Source organism: Nocardiopsis eucommiae (assembly GCF_965344335.1).
GTDB classification, from domain to species: domain Bacteria; phylum Actinomycetota; class Actinomycetes; order Streptosporangiales; family Streptosporangiaceae; genus Nocardiopsis; species Nocardiopsis eucommiae.
In genome coordinates this window covers 89,257-109,475 of record NZ_CBDRIY010000010.1, presented here as the reverse complement: position 1 = coordinate 109,475, position 20,219 = coordinate 89,257, and the positions used below count along the sequence as shown (strand labels likewise).

Below are 20,219 nucleotides of genomic sequence, written 5' to 3'. Positions count from 1 at the left end.
CCGCCCGCAGCCGACACCACCGTACGAACAGGGGACGACCCATGCCCACCAGCCGACCGACCACCGAGCCGACCCCGGCGCGGGACGAGGCCGACCAGCGCTTCCTGGACGACTTCGCGACCATGAGCACCTTCGGGGCCACCCCCGAGGGGGGCGTGGACCGCCAGGCCGCCACCGAACCCGACAACGCCCAGCGCCGGTGGTTCGCCTCCCTCATGGAGGAGAACGGCCTGCGTGTGGTCTACGACCGGATCGGCAACCAGTTCGGGCTGCTGGAGCGCGTCCCCGGTGCCCCCTACGTCGTCGTCGGCTCCCACATGGACTCCCAGCCCACCGCCGGTCGCTTCGACGGGGCCTACGGCGTGCTCGCGGCGGCGCACGCCGTGTTCCGCGTCGCTGCCGAGGAGCCCGCCCCGGCAGCCCCACCCGCGCACAACCTGGCCGTGGTCAACTGGTTCAACGAGGAGGGCTCCCGGTTCGAGCCCTCCATGATGGGCAGCGCCGTGTACACGGGCAGGCTCGACCTGGAGACCGCGCTGGCCACCCGCGACCGGGCCGGGACCACCGTGGCCGAGGCGCTGGAGCCCACCGGGTTCCTGGGTGACGGCGACGGCCCCCCAGCCGTCTTCTGCGCCGAGATCCACATCGAGCAGGGCCGGGTCCTGGAGGACTCCGGTTCCACGATCGGTCTGGTCAGCGCGTCCTGGGCGGCCAGCAAGTACGAGATCACCGTGCACGGGGAGCAGTCACACTCCGGGGCGACCGTCATGGCGGACCGTCGTGACGCGCTCCTGGGCGCCTCCCGCCTGGTCGTCGCCGCGCGGGAACTGGCGGACGCCTTCCCCGGCACCCTGCACACCGCCGTGGGAAAACTGGACGTCTACCCGAACTCACCGGTCGTGGTGGCCTCCCGGGTCACGCTCCTGCTGGACCTGCGCTCACCCGACGAGGACGTGCTGGCGCGGGCCAACGCCCTGCTGCTGGAGCGCGTGGCCGGGATCGAGGCGGAGAGCGGGGTGACCGTGGAGCGGCACCTGTCCCACTCCTGGGGTGTCAACCCCTACCAGCCCTCCGGCGTGGAGCTCGCCCGCACCAGCGCCGAACGCCTCGGGTTGAGCAGCGAGCCCATCATGACCGTGGCCGGGCACGACTCCATCAACATGAAGGAGCACGTCCCCACCGTGATGCTCTTCGTGCCCTCCGTCAGCGGCGTCTCGCACAACGTCGGAGAGTTCACCGAGGACGCCGACCTGCTCGCCGGGCTGGAACTGTTCACCGACGTGACCCGCCGCCTGGGCGCGGGCGAGCTCGGCCCCGCCACCACCTACGTCCCCGGAGAGGACCGTTCGTGACCGACTACGCCGTCACCGACCCGACCACCGGCCGTGTGGTCCGGCGCTTCCCCACCGCCACGGAGGCCGAGGTCGACGCCGCCGTCGCTGGGGCCGCCGCCTCCTTCCGGGACTGGCGCCGCCGCCCGGTGGCCGAGCGCGCCCGCTTCCTGGCGGCCGCGGCCGAGCTCCACCGCGAGCGGCGCGACCTTCTCGCGGCGATCATCACCCGGGAGATGGGAAAGACCACCGCCGAGGCGCTGGGTGAGGTCGACCTGTGCGCCGACATCCACGACTACTACGCCCGCAACGCCGCCGCGTTCACCGCCGACCGCGCCCTGGACGTGGCCGAGGGGTCCGCGATCGTGCGGACCGAACCGATCGGCGTCCTGCTCGGCATCATGCCCTGGAACTACCCGTACTACCAGGTGGCGCGGTTCGCGGCCCCCAACATCGCGCTCGGCAACACCGTGCTGCTCAAGCACGCGCCGAGCTGCCCCGAGTCCGCGGCGGCGATCGTCGACCTGTACGCCGACGCCGGACTGCCCAAGGGCGTGTACACCAACCTGTACGCCACCGAGGAGCAGGTGGCGCGCATCATCGAGCACCCGGCGGTGCAGGGGGTCTCGCTCACCGGGTCGGAGCGGGCGGGCCGGGCCGTCGGCGCGCTCGCCGGACGCGCGATGAAGCGGACCGTCCTGGAACTGGGCGGGTCCGACCCCTTCATCGTGCTGGCCGACGCCGACCTCGACCGGGCGGTGGACGCCGCCGTGGCAGGCCGCATGGGCAACGCCGGACAGGCCTGCACGGCCGCCAAGCGGATCATCGTGCTGGACGAGGTCCACGACGCCTTCGTGGCGGCCTTCGTGGACCGGGTCGCGGCCCTGCGGGTCGGCGACCCCGCCGAGGAGGGGACCGACCTGGGGCCGCTCTCCTCGGAGACGGCCGCGCGCCAGGTGATCGGGCAGGTGGAGGACGCCGTGGCCCACGGGGCGACCGTGCTGACCGGCGGCGACCGGCCGGACCGCGACGGGGCGTTCGTGCGGCCCACGGTCCTCACCGGAGTGGCTCCCGGAACGCGTGCCTACCGGGAGGAGATCTTCGGACCGGTCGCCGTGGTACACCGGGTCGGGTCCGTCGACGAGGCGGTCGAGCTGGCCAACGACACCCCGTACGGGCTGGGCAGCGTGGTCTTCGGCGCGGACGAGAAGGCGGCGCTGGCCGTCGCCGACCGGCTCGACGTGGGCATGGTGTCGGTGAACGCCCCCTCACGCACCCAGGCCGACCTGCCGTTCGGCGGGGTGAAGGCCTCCGGGATCGGCCGGGAGCTGGGGGAGTACGGCATGGCGGAGTTCGTGAACCGCAAGCTCCTGCGCGTGCCGTAGGGCGCGCACGCGAACGGGGGTCGGCGGGCACCAGCGTGCCCACCGACCCCCGTTTCGCGGTTGACGCGATGAGGCCGCCCGGACGTTCCCGGGGGACCGCCCGGTGAACTCGGGGAGTGGTCCGGGGACGAACCCCGGTGCGTCGACGACCTAGTCGTCGTCGCCGTCCGCGTCGCTGTCGGAGCCCTCGGGCTTGTCGGTGGAGGCAGCGGCGGCCTTCTTGGTGACGCGGCGCTTCTTCACCGGACGCGAGTAGTCGACGAGGGGCTCGTAGCGGGTCTCGTGCTCCTTGAAGCACTCCTCGCAGGAGTCGACCTCACGGACGGCACCCTCCCAGGCGAACTGGATGACCTCAGTCGCCTCGACCTTCTCCTCGCGGACGGCGTGGGGATCGCAGTACTTGCGCGTGAAGACCTCGGTGACCACGGCGGGGATTTCCCTTCGGTATCGCGTGAACTGTGCGGACCCTGTAATCATACACGTGTACGAACGCGGAAACGGGTGATGAGACCGGTTTCCGTGATGGGTCGGGGTCGCCCCGAAGCCTAGCGAAGTCGGAGGGGTCATCGCGCCGTCCGGTGGCGCGTGTGGCCCGGATGACCAGGCGGTCCATTCGGGTGACGATCCGTGATCCCGGTCTCCGTCGCGGGGCGCGGGCCTTCCGGGAACCGTTTCGCTACGCCGTTCCGTCCTTTCGTGTTCCGGTCCCGTATTCGTTCCAGCCGATTTGTGTATTTGGTGAACACGGCGCGGGGTCCGTGGTTAGTGTGAGTCCCATTCAGGGGTGAGGGGACGTCCGGTGACGGAGACGGGCCGCCCCGGGAAACCGGCCGTCGCGCCCCGTGCGGCGCGCGCCGAGGGAAAGGCCGGGTCCGTGGGGGAACGGATTCGGCGGCACACACAAGGGCCCCGCGTGCGCGGGGTGGATTCTCCGTGTTCGGGGGGACACTCGTGGTCGAGTACATGGAAGGCACGTCCAGAGGCCGTGGTGGTGACGCTGGGGAACCGCCCCGCGCCGGAGGCGGACCGGCGCGCGGTCGGGGCGGTGCGGAGAGGGCGCACGCGTGTGAACGCGTCTCCGTCGACCCGCGATTCGTGAAACTCCGAAGGAGATTCGCACTTCTGTCCTGGGCGGTGGTCGCCATCTTCCTGCTGAGTTACCTTTCCTATCTCCTCCTTTCCGCCTACGCGCGCGATTTCATGAGTGTGCGGATCACCGAGTCCGTCAACGTCGCCATGGCGATGGGGGTCGGGCAGTTCGCGCTCACCTTCGCGCTCGCCTGGGCGTACGGCCGTTTCTCCGCCCGCGCCATCGACCCCCTCGCGGAGGAGATCCGCGACCGTGCCCGGGCCGAGGAGACCCTCGACGGACGGGTGGCCGCCTGATGGACACCGTCCTGCTTCCGTTCACCACCGCGCTCGCCGGCCGGATCGAGGCCGCGCACGCCTGGACCATCGGCCTGTGCGCGGTGTTCGTCCTGGTCACCCTCGCCATCACGATCCGCGCGCGGCGCACCACCAGGGGCGCCGTCGACTTCTACGCCGGGGGGCGCGGCTTCTCCAGCACCCAGAACGGCCTCGCGCTGACCGGCGACTACCTCTCCGCCGCGTCCTTCCTGGGTATCGCCGGGATGATCGCCCTCCAGGGCTACGACGGCTTCCTGTACTCCATCGGCTTCCTGGTGGCCTGGCTGCTCGTGCTGCCCATGGCCCAGCTCACACGCAACACCGGCCGTTTCACCATGGCCGACCTCCCCGCCTTCCGCATGCGCCGGATGCGGGTGCGCCTGGCGTGCACGGTGTCGACGGTCACCGTGTGCGTGTTCTACCTGGTGGCGCAGATGGTGGGGGCGGGCGCCCTGGTCTCGGTCCTGCTCGGCCTGCACGACGGCGGCACCGTCCTGGGCCTGGACGCGGGCCGGGTCCGCACCGGCGCCATCGTGCTCGTGGGCGTGCTGATGATCGTCTACGTGATGTACGGCGGGATGAAGGCGGCCACCTGGCTCCAGATCATCAAGGCCGTGGTGTTGCTCACCGCGACCGGACTGCTCACCGTCCTCGTCCTGGCCCTGTTCTCCTTCGACCCGCGCGCGCTGCTCAGCGGGGCGGCCGAGGCCAGCGGCCACGGACAGGCCTTCCTGGAACCCGGACTGCGGTTCGGCGTCGAGGTCCCCGGAGACGCGGCCCGGACGCTCTTCAACAAGATGGACCTGGTCAGCCTGGGTCTGGCACTGGTGCTGGGCACCGTGGCCCTGCCGCACATCCTCATCCGCTTCTACACGGTGACCGACGGGCGCGCCGCCCGCTCCTCGGTCAACCGCACCATCGCCCTGGTGGGCGCCTTCTACCTGATGACCCTCGCCCTGGGGTTCGGCGCCGCCGCCCTGGTGGGGTCCGAGCGCATCACGGCCCTGGACCCCTCGGGCAACTCCGCCGTCCCCCTGCTCGCGGAGGAGGTGGGCCGCAGGGCCGCAGGGCCGGTGGGCGCGGCCGTGCTGCTCGCGCTGATCTCCGCCGTGGCGCTGGCCACCATCCTCGCGGTGATCGCCAGCCTCACCCTGGCCTCGTCCTCCTCGATCGCGCACGACCTGTTCGGCCACATCCTCATGTGGGGGCGTCCGCGCGAGTCCCAGGAGATGGGGGTGGCCCGCTTCTCCGCGTGTGTGATCGGCGCGGTCTCCATCGCCCTGGCGGTGGGCGCTCAGGGTCAGAACGTGGCCTTCCTGGTGGGGCTGGCCTTCGCGATCGCGGCCGCCGCCAACCTGCCGGTCATCGTCCTCACCATGTTCTGGCGCCGCTTCAACACACGGGGCGTGGAGTGGGGGATCTACGGCGGCCTCTCCGCGACCCTGCTGCTGATGCTGTTCTCCCCGGTGGTGTCCGGCAACACCGACCCCGTGACCGGAGAGAACCTGTCGATCCTGCCCGCCTGGATCGACATCCAGGTCTTCCCCATGGAGAACCCGGCCCTGGTGGCCGTGCCGATCGGCTTCGCCTGCGCGATCGTCGGCAGTCTGCTCTCACGGGAACGCGACAGCGCGCGCTTCACCGAGCTGCGGGTGCGCTCGCTCACCGGGTGGGGCGCCGACCGCGACTGACCGGCGGGGCCGGACGGCACCCTCAGCGGTGGTCGCCGGGGCCGGCGTCGGCGAAGGTGGCGGCCACGTCGTCGAGGAGGTCCGGGAGCCCCGGCAGGGCCCGGGCGAGGTCGTCCCACCCCTGCTGGAACGACGCGGCACCGGACTCCAGGGACCACTGCTCGGAGCGGCGCAGGGAGCGGCGCAGCGCCCACGCGGCCACCGCCACGATCGGGCGCGACAGGCCGACACCGTGCACATCCAACCGTCCCGTGACCGTCCACGTCCCGTCGGTTCCGGGCGAGGGGGAGGCCTCGCCGCGCGCCCGGACCAGCGGGTGCTCCACCTCCAGGGTCACCGGGGGAGGGGTCGCCGCGCCGGCGGCGGACGCGAACCAGCCGGGCAGGTCCAGCCGGACGCGTACCCGGGCGCGCAGCAGGTGCGAACCCCAGCGTGCCAGGGCACTCCGTACCGGGAAGCGCAGTTCCGCGTCGACGGCCAGGGTCTCCCGGGCGCGGTCGTGCACCACCCCGCCGGTGGTGGAGGGGGCCTCGCCGCCGTCCTCGGCGGAGGCCCCACCGGTCCCGGCCTCCTCACGCATGGCGAAGTCGACCGCGCACACCCCGCTCTCGTCCCACGAGGCCACGGTGAGGTCGGTGCCCACCCACCCCTCGCCGTCCGACGCGAAGACCGGCCGCCCCTCGGGATCGACCTCGGTGACCAGGTAGGTGCTGCCGGGTGCGAGGTGCTCCCCGGAGAGCAGTCGCAGGGAGGGTTCGGCCGCCTCGATCGCCGCCTCGTCCGCCAGGTCCTGGGCGGCGATCTCGCGCTCGGTGGAACCCGGCTCCCCGGTCCGCCCGGACTCCTCCCACGGGTCCGGCGTCCCGTGCTCGTGGGCGGTCCGCTCCCCCTGGTCGAGCGTGAGGCCCAGCTCCTCGGCCCGGAGCTCCAGGCGCCGCAGCTCCTTCTCCGACGGCAGGACCAGCAGGCCGTCCTCCCCGAAGCGCGCGCCGCGCAGGACCCCGTAGGCCGAGGACACCGTCCGTGCGAGGTCCGCGCGCCCCAGGGGTGTCAGGGCGAGGCTGTGGCTCAGACGGGGCATGGGCCCTCCGCTTCGAGTGGGTCGACAGTGGCCAGCCCATTGTGGTCCCCGCGTGTGGGGCCGGACAACCGTGGATCCGTCGTCGGCGTGGGGCACCATGACCGGTATGACCAGACACATCGTGCTGCTGCGCGGTATCAACGTCGGGGGACACCGCAAGGTGCCCATGGCCGACCTGCGCGCGCTGCTCACCGGGCTCGGGTACACGGACGTGGCCACCTACATCCAGAGCGGCAACGCCGTCCTCACCGCCTCGGAGTCCGACCCCGGGGTGGTGGAGGCGGCCGTGCGCTCGGCGCTGCGCGACCGTCTCGGTCTGGACGTGCCGGTGATGGCGCGCACCCTCGACCAGCTCCGCGCGGCGGTGGCGGCCAACCCCCTGACCGTGGAGAACCCCTCCGCGTTCATGGTGCTGTTCTGCTCGGAGCCGGTGGACACCGCCGCGCTCGCCGCGATCGACCCCGCCACCCACCCGCGCGAGCGCATCGCCGTCACCCCCACCGAGGTGTTCACCCACCACGAGCTCGGCGTGCGTGAGGCACGACTACCCGCCGTGGTCGCCCGGAACTGCCCGGGGGAGGTCACCGCGCGCAACTGGCGTACCGTCCTACGTCTGGTGGAGATGGCCGAGGACGCCTGAGGCGCCCGGATCCACGGGTGCGCGGCGACTGTCCGAGAGTAGTCATGGCAGGACGAGGACGGCGGCGGCGCCGTCACGACGAGGCGAGGGGTGGTGTCCGGTGCCCAGACGGTGGACCGTGATCCTGGGGGAGCGGGCGGACGCGGCGCGGCCGATCCGGCCCGAGGACTGCCACGGACTCCTGAACCGCTGGTGGCCGCAGCCGGAGTCCGAGCACGCGGCGGCCAAGCGCTGGGCGATGAACGGGTGGCCGACCCCCCTGGGCGACCGGCTCCATCACTGGACGCTCACCTGGCTGGACGACGACGCCCCGGCGCCCGTGGACCCCGAGGAGCTGGTCGGCCGGGTCCAGCGCGTCGGAGACCACCTGTTCGAACCCCTCTCGGTCACGCGGACCTTCGACACCCCGTACACCGCGATGCTCACCGCCGCGGACCGCCCGGTCGCCGTGCGCGCGGCCGAGGTACACACCCTCACCCCGGTGGTGACCACCACCCGCGACACCACGGGGGAGCGCGTCCCGCACGTGTGGCCCAACCCCCGGCGGCTCTTCGGGGCCGTGCACCGCTCCGGCGGCGGGATCGTCGGCGGCAGCGGCGCGGTGGGCGCGGTGGCTCGTTTCGCGCCGCCCGAACTCGCCACCCCCTGGCTGGAGGAGGCCCTGGCCGGACTGGACCGGGTCAGGCGCTCGGCGCTGCCGGGCGAGGAGGTGGGGCTGACCGAGCACCAGCAGGCGGAGAACCGGACCGCGCTGGGCTGGCGGGGCGGCCTGCGCCTGGACGTGGCCGACGGCCCGCTCAGCGAGGGCGCCGCCTTCGCGGTCCTCCTGGAGCTCCTGGAACTGGCCGGGATCGGCAAGCACACCGCACAGGGTTTCGGGGCGGTGCGGGTGGACACGGTCACCCGGGGCGGGGCGGCCGCGCGGGTCCCCGCCCCGCGTTCGGGCCGCCGCGTCGCGCACCGGATTCGACACAGCCGCCCGCGGCCGCTCGACAGCCGTGCCCGTGCGGCGTCCGAGGCGGAGGAGTTCGGGGGAACGCTGTTCGACTGACCCACAGACCGCCGGTTCCCGCCCGAGGACGGCGGGCGGGGACCGGTGCCCCACCCCGGCGGCCCCACGGCCGCCCTTCGCGGCTCCCACCCGGTGGACGGGGTGGGAGCCCCTTCTCGTCCCCGCCCGTGTCCCGACCCGGATGGTCACCCGGGTCGGAGAGTCAGGACGTGTGCTCGTGGGGTATCGGGCCCGGCGGGGTCCGCCCGTCACCCTCACGGAGGGTCCGGGCCAGCCCGAGCAGGTGCGGTACGAGGTCCTCCGGGGTCAGGGCGGGACCGGTCCGCTTGCCCGCCGAGGGGCGGTCGCGTTCGGATCGGGAGAGCCGGTCGTGTCTGCTCGGGGTCGCCATGGGGGGCCTCTCTGCTGTCGGGCGGGGGACGGTCCATGCACTGAGCTCTCTCGGACAGGGAACGGTGCCCTCCTGTCCCGGAGTGCGTGCGGGGGAAGGTGTGACCGGAAGGGGCCAACGGGGTGACGCGGGGCGGTGGCTGCTGGTATCGGTGGTGACGACGGCGTCACCGTCCGAGAGAGGTCAGCAGGACACCCGTTCCCGTGCGGCGCCCGCGCCGTTCCCGCCGTCCCCCGGCCACGAGGAGTCCGTCGCGGTGACCCAGGCCCCCGACCGCCGACCGACCGAACCCCACGACGACGCCCCGGACACCGGGGTGCTCGTCGGCGTCGACCTGCGCGGAATCCAGGCCTTCGTCTACAGCGGCCGACGCATCCTGGACGCCGTGGGCCGCGCGGCCCTGGTGGCCGAACTCACCGACACCTCCGACCCCGTCCACGGGGTCGGCGACCTCGTCCCCGAGGGCTGCCTGGTCCTGCGGGACGCGGGTGGGGCCCTGACCCTGGTGCTGCCCGACCTGGCGGCGGCCCGCCTCCTCACGGGGCGGTACACGCGCAGGCTCCGGGACCGGGCCGGGGGGTTGACCCCGGTGGTCGCGTTCGTCCCCTACGGGCGCGGGGCCGTCCCCGTCCCCGGGGAGCCGGTCGTACCGGACCTGGACGCGGCGCTGGCCGAGCTGCCCGTCCGGCTGCGCCGCGCCCGCCGCCACATGTCCGCGCTGCACACCCCCGCGCCGGGGTACGGGATCACCGCCGTGTGCTCGGTCAGCGGTGACCCGGCCGAGTCCGTGGACGGCAGCAGGCCCCTGGAGGACCCCTCAGGAACGGGCCGACGCCTGCACGAGCGGGTGACCGCCGACGTCGCCCGGGCACGGGGCATCGGCCGTCGCTGGCACCGCGCCCACAGCGACTCCTGGCTCGCGGGACTCGACGCGGACCTGGCCCTGCCGATGGAGGTGGACCGGCTCGGCCGCGATCACGGCGAGGTGAGCCGGGTCGCGGTGGTGCACGTGGACGTCAACGGTCTGGGGGAGCTCCTGGGGGAGTACCGCGAGAGGGCGGGCGTCCCCGGTGCGCCCGGATCCGGTGCGCTGGCCCAGCGGGAGCTGTCCACCCACATCGCCGGACTCACCGAGGGGCTGGCGCGGGCCCTCGTGCGCGCCGTGGCCGCCACGGTCCGGACCGCACCGGGGCGCCCGCCCGTGGTTCCCGGCGTCGGGACCGGCGGGGAACTCACCCTGGACCACCAGCCCCCCGGCCCGATCCTGCTGCCCGTACGGCCCATCGTCGTCGCCGGGGACGACCTCACGGTCCTCTGCGACGCGCGGCTGGCGCTGAGTCTCGTGAGGTACGCCCTGGAGTGGCTGGACACCGACCCGGAGCGGATCGGTGACCCCGGGGATCCCCGGGTGGCGCTGCACCGGGCGCTGTCCCGGGTCCGCCTGCCGGGCCGCACGGTGGTGGGCGCCGACGCACGCGCCCACGTCACGTGCGTGCCCACCGTGGGGGCGGGGATCGCGGTGCAACCCGTGGGCGCCCCGCTCTCGCTCGGCTACGACCTGTGCGAGGCCATGTGCGCCCTGGCCAAGGCGGGGCGGCGTACGGCGGTCGTCGCCGACCCCACCGCCGCCGAGGAGCACGCCGTGGCGTGGACCACCCGCTTCGACGGGGTCGACCGGGTCCTCGCTCGCACGGAGGCCGCCCGGGCCGCCGTGCCCGCGCGTACCGCGCTGCCGATGACGGGGTCCGCCTTCACCCGATTCCTGGACCGCTACCTCTCCCCGAGCGGCGGGCTGTTCTCGGACGGGGACTCCCACCACCGGGGCTGGCTGGTCTCGGCCCTGGTCCCCCTGCTGGAGTCCGGCGCCGACCCCGGCCCCGAGCTGGACCGCCGCTCCCGCGCGACCGGCCAGCCCGTGACGCTGCCCGAGGGGTGGACCCACGGTGAGCTCCTGGACGCGGTCGACGTGCGGGACCTGTACCTGGATCCGGGACTGACGGAGGGAACCCGATGAACGAGCCGGACCGGATCGTGGTGCGCCTGCACTCCCCGGCGCTGTTCGCGGGGGCCAGCGCGGACGGCACCGGTGCCGACACCGACGTGGTCACCGACGCGCACGGGCTCCCCCTTCTGCCCCGGCACCGGCTCGCCGCGCGTCTGCGCGTGGCGGCGGTCGGCGCCGCGACGGTCGCGCCCGACCTGTCGGGGGCGGTGGAACGGGTGTTCGGCAGGGAGGGCTCGCACGACGCGGACCGTGCGCTGCGCGTGGGGCACGCGCGCCCCGGGGACGCGGTGCGCGCCGCCGTCGCCCACGCCCTCGCGGGCCGTTCCGAGCCCGCGCGCGCCGCGCTTCGCAGGGCCGTCACCGACGCGCACACCACCCTGGAGTCGGGGGTGGAGATCGGACCGGACGGCGCGCCGGAGCCGGGCCGTCTGCGTACCCATCGCGTGCTCCTGCCAGGCCTGGTGCTCACCGCGCAGCTGACGTGGTCGGTACGCCCACGGGCGGTGGACTGGCGCTGTCTGGCCCGTGCCTGCCTGGCCACGGACCAGATCGGTCTGCGCTCCACCCGCGGGCGGGGGCGGGTCGACGTGTACCTGTCCGGGCCCCACGACCCCGACCCCCGCGCCACCACGCTCGCCCTGGCACGGCCCCCCGGACGACGCCCCCACCCGGAGGACCCGGGCGCGACCACCGGGCGCGGGACGCGGGCACCCGAGGCAGTACGGGGGGCCGGGACGTGAACACCGACCCGTACCAGGACCCGGCCGAACCCGTCAGCGCCTACCTGCCCCTGCGGTACGTGCTCACCGACTCCGTCGCGGTGCGGACCGGCTTCGACCCCCTGCGCGTCGACACCGAGACCACGGTGAGCGGGCGCGCCCAGCGCGGCATGCTCGCGGCGGCGCTTCGGCGCGCGGGCCTGGAGGAGGAGCTGCGCACGTGGGTCGCCCGTGGCGACCTGATCCGCTTCGCACCCGCGCACCCCCGGTTGGAGCAGCACGCCCGCCCCGGCGTTCCGGTGGTCGCGTATCCCCCGCCCGCGTACCTGTACTCCCCGGGCAAGGACGGCGACGCCCTCGTGGACCTGTTCGCCGAGGGAACCGACCGACCGGGGGTGCCCCACCGCGCGGTCCGGGACCCGCTCACCCCCGACCGCTCCCTGCGCGCGGCCGTGCGCACCACCGCCGAGCGCTACCTGGGCCGGGGCGCCCCCTTCTTCACGACCAGCATGGACCCGGGCCAGGTCTTCGAGGCCCGCTGGCAGCTGCGCGGCCCCGACCACGCGTACCTGCGCGGGCTCGCGGCACGCGTCATCGAGGTCCTCACCGCCGCTGAGGGCACCCTGACCCTGGGGTCCGGTGGAACGCGCGCCCACGGCGGGGTCACCGTCGAACCGGTGTGCCCGGACCGTCCGCTGTCCCCCGACCGCGTGGAGCGGACCGGCCCCGGCCGGTCCCCGCGCTCGGGCCAGGACGTGGACCTGGTCCTGCTCTCCCCTGCGCTCCTGGTGGGCGAGCAGGGTCAGGACCGCCCGCACGCCCTGGTCCCGGCCGTACGCGAACTCCTCGCCCGGCGCCTGCCGCACACCCCGGTCACGGTGGTCGCGGCGCACGTCGAACCGGTCCTGGTCGGGGCGTACCACCGGGGCTACCGGGGTCCGATGACCCAGCGCTGGGCGGCGGCCCCGGGGTCGGTGGTGCGGCTGCGTCCGGGCGGGGGACTGACGACCGCCGACGTTCGCGACCTGGAGGCCCACCCCCTGGGCGAGCGCCTGGTGGACGGCCACGGCCAGTTCGCCCTGCTGGAGCCGCCCCCGCCACGCCCCGTCGCGCTCGTACCGACCTCCGCGCCCCTCCCCGCGCGCCGGGCGGGCACCGTCACCCTCTCCGACGGGCGGGTCCTGCCCGACCCCACGCCCCTTGATCCGGGGCGGGACGCGGAGCTGGACTCCCTGTACGACGAACTCCTGTGGAACGCCGCCGCCGCCTCCGTGCGCGCCCACGCCCGTGCCCTCGCCTCCTCGGGCACACTGGCGCCGCTCACCCCCAGCCTCCTCGGGCGGCTGCGCGAGGTCCTGGTCCGCCCGCACGACACCCCCGACGAGGCGCTGACCGCGCTCGGCCACACCCTGGAGGGCTCGGACGAGGAGAGCGACACCGTCCACAAGGTGCTCAGGGAGAGGGCCGTGCGCGCCCTCCAGCGCGCCCGGGTGGCGCGCCCCGGACCGGGCCGTCCGCTCACCGTCCACACGTGGCTGACGGGGCTCTCCGCGGGACCCGCCGCCTGGTGGCGGGAGAACCGTCCCCGATTCGATCACGACTCCGCCTACGCCAGGGCGCTGGCCGCCGTGGACCTGGCCACCCCGGACGGACTGCCGTCCGGAACCCGGGAGAGCGGTCTCTCGGCTCGGGCCGAACACTGGGAGCGCCGCGCCTCGGCACGGCTGTCCCTGCTGCTGGTGTCGTCCTGGCTGGCCGAGGCGGCCCGGACGCTGCGCGCGGAACAGGACCGGACGTGACCGCCGACCACGACCCGCACGGGCCCGGCCCCACCGGAGTGGTCTGGGAGTGCGCGGTCCGGCTCCGCCTGCTCACCGACTCCCACGTCGGCGCGGCCCGGGCCGGGACCGGGCAGGTCGCGGAGAGTGACGTGGACCTGCGACTGGACCGGGATCCACGGGGCGGGGCGCCCCGACTGCGGGCCACCACCCTCGCGGGACTGCTCCGCCACGAACTCCTCGCGCGCACGGCCGATCCGGAGGGTGCCGCCGCGCTGCTGGGATCGGGGGACGCCCCGGGGGCGGGCGCCCGCTCCAGTGCGCTGGACCTGGACGACGCGTACGCGGTCCTTCCCGGGGGCGGGGCGGTGTCGGTTCGGGTGGGGACCCGCGTGGACCCGGCCACCGGCAGCGTGCACCCCGGGCGCATGTGGCAGTGGGAGGTCCTGCCCGCCGGAACCGAGTTCACCGCGCACCTCAGACTGAGAGCGGCCGATCCCGCCGGGGAGGCCCGACTGCTCACCCTGCTGGCCCTCGCCGCGCGGGGGCTGGCGGACGAGGGACCGGGCATCCGGATCGGGGGGCGCACGGGGCGAGGCCTCGGCGCGGTCCGTGCCACTCGCTGGGCCGTCCGCCGACACGACCTCACCGACGAGGAGGGGTGGTTCTCGTACCACGCGCGTGACTGGCCGACCCGCTGGCGTGAGGCCGACCGGGCCCTGGACGCCGCCGACCCCGACGCGGACCTGGTCGGGGGACTCCGCGCGGAGCTGAACGGGCACGGGCAGTGGGCCACGGCCGCCCTGTTGTCCGAGGCGGTGGTCGTGGACCGACGGCGCCGGGCCGAACTGCGCCTGGAACTGCACGTGGCCGAACGCCTCGATCCCGTGCCCTCGGGGCGGGACCCACGTCCCGCGACCCTGCTCATCGCGGACACCCCGACGGACACCCTCGCGGGCGAGCGCACGACCCCGGCCGACCGCGTCCACCGGCGGCGCCCGGCGGTCACCGGGGACGGCGAGGCGACACCGCTCCCCGTCCTCGGGGACACCGCCCTGTTCGCCCTGTTCAAACGGATCGGGGAACGGCTGGTACGGGACGCGGCCGAACACCTGTCGGGGGAGGGGACCCGCTGGCCGGAGTGGCACGCCCACTGGTGGGGCGGCGACACCGGCCGCTGGCCCGACTCCCGGCCCGCCCCCTCACGGATCCGTCTCCGCGCCACCCCGACCCTCACCGGCGGCGCCCCGGTGACCACCACACGCCTGACCGTCGACTCCCTCTTCGGGGACGCCGTGGACGGGCACCTGTTCACCACCGAGCTCCACAGCGGGGGTTCGGCCCCGGTCGTGCTGGACGTCACCGCCCCCGACGACGCCGTGCTGGGGCTGCTCGCCCTGGTCGTGCGCGAGCTGGCCACGGTGCCTTTGGACACCCTCGGGGCGGGCGCGGGCAGCGGCAGCGGACGCCTGGTCGCCACCCGGGCGGTTCTCGCCACCCACGAGGGGGACGGTTCACCACCCCACGAGGTGGACCTGGTCCGCGCCCTCACCGAACCGGACGGCCCGGACGCCGCCACCGCCCGTGGATGGCTCCCCGAACTGCACCGACAGATCACCCGTGCCCCACAAGCCGGGCCCGACGACGAGGGGGACCCCTCATGAACCCGCACCCCCACGAACCCCCGGCCCCGGTCGGAGTCGACGTGCGCCCGCTCTCCGAGGACGAGGTCGACGGGGTCCTCGACGACGTGTTCGTCCGGGGGCGGCGCTGCCGTGCCCTCGACGCCGCGGGTCCCCCGGACGGCCCGCAGTGGCTGCTGGCCGAACTCGGGGACGGGCGGATCACCGGTGCCTGTCCCGAGTGGCGGTGGCGCAGGTCGGACGCCCCGCCCACCGAGCACCTGTCGGCACCGTCGCTGGACCCCGGCGCCGACCGGTGGCGGGTCCTGGAGGTGCTGGTGTTCGGCCCGCACGCGCAGATCCGCCTGGGTGAGGGCGCGGAGGAGGGCTGGGTCGGCACCGACGCTCCGGAGCGGCCCCCGGAGTGGCTGCGCCCCCGCGACCGCTCCTTCCTGCTCCAGGGATGGGGCGGTCCCGAGTTCAGCCGCACCCTGGAGGGGCGGGTGCCGCTCGCGGTCACGCGGGAGCCCTCCGGGACCGAGGCGGTGCTCCCGGTGGCCTGGACCGACTTCTCGGGGCTGATCCGACCGCAAGGGGCGCTGGAGAGCACGGGCACCTGGCTGACGGTCCGGGAGTACTGGGCCGCCGACCCCGTGACCGGCGCGGTGGGTGTGGCCTACCACCGGCTGACCGGACTGACGTCCGGATCCAAACCCACCGGCCCGGAGTTCGACGTCGGTACCGGGACCCTGGTCGAACCCCGGGGCGGGGAGCGCTGATGGCGGGCCCCCGCCGCGCCACGGCCCCCTACGGTCTGGTCCGGTTGGCCGAGACCCCCGTCCCCGCCGCCGCCCTGCACCCGGACCACGACACCGCGTCCCTGCTCCGCTCGCACGACCGCACCGTCGAGGGGACCCACTCGGGCTGGATCGACCTCACCCTGACCACGCTCACCCCCACGTTCGTCGGCCAGGCCCCGGGCCGGGAGCGGGCGGCCTCCTCCGCCCGTCTCCCGCACGGGGACCGCTCCCTCCCCCTGATCCCCGGATCCACCCTGCGCGGACTGGTCCGCAACACGCTGCGCATGCTCACCAGCGGGGAGAGCGGCCCGGTCAACACGCCCATGCTGTTCTTCCGGGCACCGGTGCGCGTGGACTCCGGCGGTGCTGACGGCTCCCCCTCGACCCGCGCCCGCCAGGTCATGGCCCGGCAGCACGACCACTACCGCAGGCGCCGCGCCGGGCACCGCACCCGACAGGGCTTCCTGTACCGGGACCCCGACGACGGGGGCTGGTACGCCCTGGAGGTCCCCGCCACCGCGCTGGAACCCGAACCCGGCCGCGGCCTCAAGGTGTCCTTCGACGTGCTCCGGGAGAGCCTGCGCACCTGGGACTTCGGAGTGGCCGAGTTCCCCGACCCACCCCGGGACGGCACCTACGTCCCCACCACCCACGAACACCACGGGCGCCTCCAGCACCGCTGGGTGTACGCGGTCCACCTCCGGGGACGGCGCGGGGTCGCCGCCGTGGCCCCCGACGAACCCGGGGCGCGCGCCCACCTCGCCGCGCACGGCGGTTCCGGCGGGGTGATCCCGGCCCTGCTGGTCCTCACGGGAAGCGCGGCGCAGGAGCGGCGCAACGCCTACCTGTTCCCCCGCCCGGACGACCCGCGCGCCGGGCGCCTGCCCGTCCCGGAGTCCCTGGTGGAACTGTTCGAGTCGGCGGCGCAGGTGACCGGGTACCAGCGGGCCGCCTTCCCCGACACTCTGGGCACCACCGGCGAACGGCCCGACCGCCCTCCGGTCGGTGGGAGCACGGGCGGCGGACTGCCCCGGAGCGGCCTGGAACCCGTCTGGTTCGACCTCGACCCCTCCGGCCGGGTGGTCTCCTTCGGGAGGTCCGGCGGTTACCGGGTCGCGGTCAGCGACGACGACCCGATTCGCCGTGCCCTCCCTGCGGACGTGCTCGGGCCCCAGCACGGTGATCCCGACCGGCCGGACCGGGCCGGGCGGACGGTGGACGTGTGCCGAGCCCTGTTCGGTGACACCGACGTGTTCGCGGGGGAGGCCGGGGCGCTCAAGGGCCGGGTGTCCTTCGGAGACGCGCTGGGGGACGACGGCGACCCCGACTACCCCGACGGCGCCGCGCTCCGGGTGCGGCTCCTGTCCCCGCAGCGCGGCTGCTTCGCCAACTACCTCGTCCAGGGCCCCGAGACCCCGGGGGAGCGGTCGGACGTCATCACGTGGTCGCACGAGGGCCGCATCCGCCTGGGCGGGTACAAGACCTACCTGCACCGGCACGACCCCCGCCTGGGCTCGCCGGTGCGCTACGACGAACGCGCCCAGTCCGACCTCGGGCTCACGGTGCTGCCCCGGGGCTCCGACGTTGAACCGCCCCAGGACACCCAGCGCGACATCGTCCCCCTGCGCGACGGCCTCGCCCTGCGCTCACGCGTCCTCTTCACCAACCTGACCGACGCCGAACTCGGCGCCCTCCTGCGGGCCCTGTACCTGGGCAACCCCGTGGACGGGGGCGACCCGCGCGACCCCGAGCACGCGCACCGGATCGGGATGGGAAAGTCCCTCGGCATGGGTAGCGTCCACGTGCTCCCCGAACTCCACCTGGTGGACCGCCGGGCCCGCGCCGCCGACCTCTCCCTGGCCCCGACGTCCGGGGTGACCCGCGCCGCTCCCGCTCGGGTGGCCGCGTTCCTGGACGCCTTCTCCACGGCCCTCGCCCGCGACCGTTCCGCCGACGACTGGCGCGCGGTGGACCAGGTGGTGGACGTGCTCCTGGCCAGCCGGTGGCGGGGACGGCTGCCGTTCGAGGAGACCGCAGTGATGTCCCTGCGCCAGTTCGCCGAGTACCCCGTGCTGCCACCGCTCACCGAGCGGTTCGGGGTGCCGGGCACGCGGTGAGCCGACCCCCGCCCGTGGGCGCGCGGGGACCACGATGCCCCGGTCCTCGCCCGGAGGTCGAACAGGGTCCCGGACCTCGGAGACCGGTACCGGTCCGCACGCTCCTCGGGTGCGCCGGGCCCGAGCGTGCCGCCGGACGCCGGTCCGGCGAGCGCCGGTGCCGCGCCCGGCCGATGCCCCCTGGCTCGGTCCGCCCGGGTCAGCCGCTCACGTCGGCCAGGGCCTCCAGCAGGTCGGCCCGGCGGTCCGGGTCGTCCTGGGCGCCCCGCCACAGCATCGGCGCCTGGGGTCCCTCGTCCAGCAGACGGCACAGCAGGGCGTCCAGGGAGCCGCGCGGGTCGGCGTCGAAGGCGGCCCGGTGGGCCTGCGCCTCGGCGGCCAGCTCGCGGGCGAGCCAGACCAGCCACGCCCGCTCGGTCTGGCGCAGTACCTCGCGCCGGGGCCCGTACGGGTCCGGGTCCCCGTCACCGTAGGAGTCGCCGCCCTCCTCGTCGGGCAGGTCGGGGATGGGCGTGTAGGGGGCGCTGCGGGCCCGTCCACGGGCACGCTGCACCAGCTCGAAGTGGCCGGGCATCGCCACGGCCATCCGTCCCAGTACTCCGGTGAGCCGCCGGGCCAGGTCCTCGCCGCTCAGGCCCGGGAGAAGGGTGCGCAGGTGCAGGCGGCGTCGCTGGTCCGGGGTGCGTCCCGGGTCGGCGTCACGGCCCGCGGCCAGTTCGGAGAGCTTGCGCAGCAGGTAGTCACCGGTGGCGGTGGAGACCATCGGGGGCTCCCTGACCGCCGTGAGGGGCCGCCCGTGCAGGTCAGCGACGGGGACGGCGCTGCCGTCCTCGGTGAAGGACACCGACTCCCCGGGGTGGACGTCCTCCGGCAGGTCGGCGGCGGGGTTGCCCCATCCCGCGGTGAGCACCAGCAGGGCCAGTGCCTCCTGTTCCACCACGTCGGTGGCGACCCGCGCGACGTCGCGGCGCTGGGCCCAGCGCCGGGGACGCTCGGAGAAGGCGCAGCGGACCTTGCCGTTGGGCGCGGGCTGCGGGTAGACGCGGCGCAGGTTCTTGTACGAGCGGTCCCGGCGAACGTCGTCCAGGGCGTCCCGCAGTCGGTGCGCGGCGGTACGGTCCACGGACGCGCGCACGCCGGAGGCCTCCCTGGCCGTGCGCCCGCTCTCGGGCACGGCCTTGGCGCCGACGGCGTCCGCGTCCGGAAGGACGCTCCGGCCCCGCGTGGCCGCTCCGCCCGTGACGGTGGCCATGCGTGTGGCGATGACGCTGGTCGGCTCTCCCCGGTGCCTCGCGCACGGGCAGTGCTCGAAGCACAGGTCGACGTAGTCGAAGAACTGCTCGGAGTGACCGGCGCAGCCCTGCGCTGTTCCGTCCGAGGAGCAGGGCCCACACCCCAACACACGCGTGAACACGCGCAGGAAGGCGGCCGAACCGAACAGTTCCACGGCGGAGCAGTGGTGCTTGCTCACGAACTCTTCTCCCCGGGTGTGCCGGGGCCGGGACGCTCCCCCAGCCCTTCCGGGGAAACGCGTGGCGAGTCGTGAGCCTGCGGGTGACACTCCTGCGTGAACGGGAGGTCATGCAACAAAATATTGCCTTCGGGCACGCACTGTCAATTGTCGGTATGGGCTCTGAATGAGAAAGTGATTCGGTGTTATCCATAAAACGGTCACGAGTAACAGCGGCCCCAGAATTCACTGATCCGGTGTTCACCGGGCGAGCGGCAGGTGTCCGAGAGATGGCGGTGAGGGCCTCGGAGCGGGGTGCGTCGCGCCCGTCCCGGTGAAGCGGGCGGCCGACAGGGAACGAGTGGTACGGGAGGTCGCTGGATGTCCGTGGTCAATCTGACGCCGCACGAGGTGACGGTTGTCGACGAGCACGCCCGCGTGATCCGCACGTGGCGGGGATCGAGCGAGCCGGCGCGGGTCGAGGCGGTGCGGGTCCCCCTCAGCGAGGTGGAGGGGGTGCCACTGCTCGCGGAGGAACGCACCCGGGCACGGCTGCCCGCCCCGGCCGAGGGGGTCTGGTTCATCGTCTCCTCCGTGGTGAGTTCCGCCCATCCGGAAAGGGACGACCTGCTGGTCCCCTCCGACCTCGTGCGCGACGACAAAGGGGTGGTCACCGGGTGCCGTTCCTTCGTGCTCACCTCGGTTCCGGTGCGTGCCCACGGTTACCAGTGCGGGCCCGCGTGCAGGGTGGGAAAACCGGTTACCTGAGCCATTCTCGGAACGGGTGAGT

At 74.4% G+C, this 20,219-nt stretch carries 17 protein-coding genes; 13 read left to right on the top strand and 4 right to left on the bottom strand.

Annotated features, from left to right (window positions below; all coding sequences use genetic code 11):
- The first annotated feature begins 41 nt into the window (after positions 1 to 41).
- Entirely contained in the window at positions 42 to 1,352 is a 1,311-nt protein-coding gene (locus tag ACRWK8_RS08560; protein WP_378739184.1) for a M20 family metallo-hydrolase, read from the top strand.
- Positions 1,349 to 2,716: an NAD-dependent succinate-semialdehyde dehydrogenase gene (locus ACRWK8_RS08555; RefSeq protein ID WP_431869434.1), complete on the top strand. Its 1,368-nt coding sequence runs from the start codon at positions 1,349 to 1,351 to the stop codon at positions 2,714 to 2,716. Before ACRWK8_RS08560 ends, ACRWK8_RS08555 begins: the two co-directional genes overlap by 4 nt.
- A gap of 150 nt (positions 2,717 to 2,866) precedes the next feature.
- On the opposite strand, the gene ACRWK8_RS08550 is transcribed toward ACRWK8_RS08555, so the two are convergent.
- Entirely contained in the window at positions 2,867 to 3,142 is a 276-nt protein-coding gene (locus ACRWK8_RS08550) for a hypothetical protein (protein WP_378739188.1), read from the bottom strand.
- Positions 3,143 to 3,679: 537 nt separating this feature from the next.
- Here ACRWK8_RS08550 and ACRWK8_RS08545 point away from each other — a divergent pair.
- Both ACRWK8_RS08545 and ACRWK8_RS08540 read left to right on the top strand, forming a co-directional pair.
- Positions 3,680 to 4,102 carry a DUF485 domain-containing protein gene (locus ACRWK8_RS08545; RefSeq protein WP_431869498.1) on the top strand — a complete coding sequence of 141 codons (423 nt, stop codon included), beginning with the start codon at positions 3,680 to 3,682 and terminating at the stop codon, positions 4,100 to 4,102.
- Positions 4,102 to 5,814, top strand: coding sequence for a solute symporter family protein (locus ACRWK8_RS08540; protein WP_431869432.1), 1,713 nt, complete (start codon positions 4,102 to 4,104; stop codon positions 5,812 to 5,814). The genes ACRWK8_RS08545 and ACRWK8_RS08540 overlap by 1 nt, the downstream gene beginning before the upstream one ends.
- Positions 5,815 to 5,836: 22 nt before the next feature.
- Here the strand turns inward: ACRWK8_RS08540 and ACRWK8_RS08535 are convergent, their stop codons facing one another.
- A complete protein-coding gene (locus tag ACRWK8_RS08535; RefSeq protein WP_431869428.1) occupies positions 5,837 to 6,895 on the bottom strand; it encodes a hypothetical protein in 1,059 nt (352 codons plus the stop codon).
- 97 nt (positions 6,896 to 6,992) lie between these two features.
- Between ACRWK8_RS08535 and ACRWK8_RS08530 the strand changes: the two genes are divergently transcribed.
- Together ACRWK8_RS08530 and ACRWK8_RS08525 are read left to right on the top strand one after the other, a co-directional pair.
- Complete coding sequence (locus ACRWK8_RS08530) at positions 6,993 to 7,535, top strand: DUF1697 domain-containing protein (protein WP_431869426.1); 543 nt, start codon at positions 6,993 to 6,995, stop codon at positions 7,533 to 7,535.
- 100 nt (positions 7,536 to 7,635) lie between these two features.
- Positions 7,636 to 8,586, top strand: a complete 951-nt coding sequence (locus ACRWK8_RS08525; RefSeq protein WP_431869424.1) for a CRISPR system precrRNA processing endoribonuclease RAMP protein Cas6 — start codon at positions 7,636 to 7,638, stop codon at positions 8,584 to 8,586.
- A gap of 163 nt (positions 8,587 to 8,749) precedes the next feature.
- Here the strand turns inward: ACRWK8_RS08525 and ACRWK8_RS08520 are convergent, their stop codons facing one another.
- Positions 8,750 to 8,938, bottom strand: coding sequence for a hypothetical protein (locus tag ACRWK8_RS08520; RefSeq protein WP_378739199.1), 189 nt, complete (start codon positions 8,936 to 8,938; stop codon positions 8,750 to 8,752).
- A gap of 256 nt (positions 8,939 to 9,194) precedes the next feature.
- Here ACRWK8_RS08520 and ACRWK8_RS08515 point away from each other — a divergent pair, with 256 nt between their 5' ends.
- Genes ACRWK8_RS08515 through ACRWK8_RS08490 form a run of 6 tightly spaced genes read left to right on the top strand, consistent with a single transcriptional unit; the run spans position 9,195 to position 17,979 of the window.
- Positions 9,195 to 10,952 (top strand): hypothetical protein, encoded by a 1,758-nt coding sequence (locus tag ACRWK8_RS08515; protein ID WP_378739201.1) that lies wholly within the window; start codon positions 9,195 to 9,197, stop codon positions 10,950 to 10,952.
- Positions 10,949 to 11,683 (top strand): hypothetical protein, encoded by a 735-nt coding sequence (locus ACRWK8_RS08510; protein WP_378739203.1) that lies wholly within the window; start codon positions 10,949 to 10,951, stop codon positions 11,681 to 11,683. Before ACRWK8_RS08515 ends, ACRWK8_RS08510 begins: the two co-directional genes overlap by 4 nt.
- The gene (locus ACRWK8_RS08505) at positions 11,680 to 13,461 is read left to right on the top strand and encodes a hypothetical protein (RefSeq protein WP_431869421.1); all 1,782 of its coding nucleotides are present in this window, start codon (positions 11,680 to 11,682) and stop codon (positions 13,459 to 13,461) included. The genes ACRWK8_RS08510 and ACRWK8_RS08505 overlap by 4 nt, the downstream gene beginning before the upstream one ends.
- Positions 13,458 to 15,104, top strand: a complete 1,647-nt coding sequence (locus ACRWK8_RS08500; protein ID WP_431869419.1) for an RAMP superfamily CRISPR-associated protein — start codon at positions 13,458 to 13,460, stop codon at positions 15,102 to 15,104. The genes ACRWK8_RS08505 and ACRWK8_RS08500 overlap by 4 nt, the downstream gene beginning before the upstream one ends.
- Entirely contained in the window at positions 15,101 to 15,841 is a 741-nt protein-coding gene (locus ACRWK8_RS08495) for a hypothetical protein (RefSeq protein WP_431869417.1), read from the top strand. The genes ACRWK8_RS08500 and ACRWK8_RS08495 overlap by 4 nt, the downstream gene beginning before the upstream one ends.
- Complete coding sequence (locus ACRWK8_RS08490; RefSeq protein WP_378739211.1) at positions 15,841 to 17,979, top strand: TIGR03986 family type III CRISPR-associated RAMP protein; 2,139 nt, start codon at positions 15,841 to 15,843, stop codon at positions 17,977 to 17,979. The genes ACRWK8_RS08495 and ACRWK8_RS08490 overlap by 1 nt, the downstream gene beginning before the upstream one ends.
- A gap of 199 nt (positions 17,980 to 18,178) precedes the next feature.
- Here the strand turns inward: ACRWK8_RS08490 and ACRWK8_RS08485 are convergent, their stop codons facing one another.
- Positions 18,179 to 19,450 (bottom strand): hypothetical protein, encoded by a 1,272-nt coding sequence (locus ACRWK8_RS08485; protein ID WP_431869415.1) that lies wholly within the window; start codon positions 19,448 to 19,450, stop codon positions 18,179 to 18,181.
- 360 nt (positions 19,451 to 19,810) lie between these two features.
- Between ACRWK8_RS08485 and ACRWK8_RS08480 the strand changes: the two genes are divergently transcribed.
- Positions 19,811 to 20,197, top strand: coding sequence for a hypothetical protein (locus ACRWK8_RS08480; protein ID WP_378739216.1), 387 nt, complete (start codon positions 19,811 to 19,813; stop codon positions 20,195 to 20,197).
- The last annotated feature ends 22 nt before the right edge of the window (positions 20,198 to 20,219 follow it).

Excerpts from the sequence above, each read along its gene's own strand:
- ACRWK8_RS08520 (WP_378739199.1), bottom strand. The coding sequence starts at position 8,938 with ATGGCGACCCCGAGCAGACACGACCGGCTCTCCCGATCCGAACGCGAC.
- ACRWK8_RS08480 (WP_378739216.1), top strand. The coding sequence starts at position 19,811 with ATGTCCGTGGTCAATCTGACGCCGCACGAGGTGACGGTTGTCGACGAG.
- ACRWK8_RS08490 (WP_378739211.1), top strand. The coding sequence starts at position 15,841 with ATGGCGGGCCCCCGCCGCGCCACGGCCCCCTACGGTCTGGTCCGGTTG.
- ACRWK8_RS08535 (WP_431869428.1), bottom strand. The coding sequence starts at position 6,895 with ATGCCCCGTCTGAGCCACAGCCTCGCCCTGACACCCCTGGGGCGCGCG.
- ACRWK8_RS08495 (WP_431869417.1), top strand. The coding sequence starts at position 15,101 with ATGAACCCGCACCCCCACGAACCCCCGGCCCCGGTCGGAGTCGACGTG.
- ACRWK8_RS08510 (WP_378739203.1), top strand. The coding sequence starts at position 10,949 with ATGAACGAGCCGGACCGGATCGTGGTGCGCCTGCACTCCCCGGCGCTG.
- ACRWK8_RS08540 (WP_431869432.1), top strand. The coding sequence starts at position 4,102 with ATGGACACCGTCCTGCTTCCGTTCACCACCGCGCTCGCCGGCCGGATC.
- ACRWK8_RS08530 (WP_431869426.1), top strand. The coding sequence starts at position 6,993 with ATGACCGGTATGACCAGACACATCGTGCTGCTGCGCGGTATCAACGTC.
- ACRWK8_RS08560 (WP_378739184.1), top strand. The coding sequence starts at position 42 with ATGCCCACCAGCCGACCGACCACCGAGCCGACCCCGGCGCGGGACGAG.
- ACRWK8_RS08545 (WP_431869498.1), top strand. The coding sequence starts at position 3,680 with ATGGAAGGCACGTCCAGAGGCCGTGGTGGTGACGCTGGGGAACCGCCC.